The organism is Rhodococcus sp. NPDC127593 (assembly GCF_042671975.1).
Classification (GTDB): Bacteria; Actinomycetota; Actinomycetes; order Mycobacteriales; family Mycobacteriaceae; genus Rhodococcus_F.
The window spans coordinates 1-1,195 of the sequence record NZ_JBHXWI010000189.1; the positions used below are offsets into that span (position 1 = coordinate 1).

1 protein-coding gene and 1 pseudogene are annotated in these 1,195 nt (G+C 63.1%); both read left to right on the top strand.

What is annotated here, in order from left to right; all coding sequences use genetic code 11:
- The first annotated feature begins 137 nt into the window (after positions 1-137).
- A complete protein-coding gene (locus tag ACFVJ3_RS49525; RefSeq protein ID WP_378459054.1) occupies positions 138-458 on the top strand; it encodes a 2Fe-2S iron-sulfur cluster-binding protein in 321 nt (106 codons plus the stop codon).
- 12 nt (positions 459-470) lie between these two features.
- A pseudogene (locus tag ACFVJ3_RS49530) lies at positions 471-1,195 on the top strand (cytochrome P450); the annotation flags it as partial.

Here is a 1,195-nt window from a genome sequence, read left to right on the forward strand (position 1 = left end):
GGTCATGCCGAGCATCACCCGCGGCAACACCAACGCACCGTCGATCCTGATCGGCGAACGCGTCGCCGACTTCGTGAAGCAGAAATCCTGATCAGAAAAGTCCCTGTAATGCACGACCCACAGCAGAAGGAGTTGGAATGTCCACTGTGACCTTCGTTTCCCACGACGGCGCGAAGCATGAAGCTTCGCTCGAAGACGGGGAAACCCTGATGCGGGTGGCGACCAACAACGCCATTCCGGGCATCGACGGCGACTGTGGTGGCGAAGCCGCCTGCGGCACCTGCCACGTCATCGTCGACGCTGACTGGGCCGCGACGGTCGGACAGTCAGACCCCGGCGAAGAAGACATGCTCGACATGCACCCCGAGCGTCAGGCGACTTCCCGCCTCTCCTGCCAGATGAAAACCTCACCTGACTGGGACGGCCTGGTCGTCCATCTCCCCGAGTTCCAAGTTTAGAGAGGACACGTCATGCACAGTATGGTCGAAGCCGTCTCCGCCAAGATCACCCCCGTGGTCCCGATGCATCGGCAGATCAAAGGTCTCGGCGCTGTCGATCGTGTCATCCGGCGCGTCACTCGCGATTCGGGTGCGCTGAATCTGGCCGAAGCCCCGGTTCCGCCGGTCGAGGACGTTGCTTTGGCCGACATCGATCTGAGCAATCCGTTCTTGTATCGTCAGGGTGCCTGGGACTCGTACAGCGCACGTCTGCGCAACGAGGCTCCGGTCCACTTCCAGGCCGACAGCCCGTTCGGCCCGTTCTGGTCGGTCACCAAGTACGCCGACATCATCGCGGTCGACAAGGACCACGAGAGGTTCTCGGCCGAGCCCTTCAACCTCCTCGGTGATCTGGCGCGTTTCCTCGACCTGGAGCTGTTCCTCGCCCTCGATCCACCCAAGCATGATCTGCAGCGCAAGGCCGTCCAGGGAGTCGTCGCGCCCAAGAACCTGCTCGAGATGGAGGGCCTGATCCGCTCGCGTGTCCAGGAGGTTCTCGACAGCCTGCCGTTGGGCGAGCCGTTCGACTTTGTGTCCACGGTGGCGATCGAGCTGACCGCACGGATGCTGGCCACCTTGCTGGACTACCCCTACGACGAACGCGACAAGCTCATCGAGTGGTCCGAGCTGATGGCCGGGGTGGAGGGGTGGGTCGGCGGTGAGCGCCAGTTCGATGAGGTGTTCGCCGGCGTGGCCGA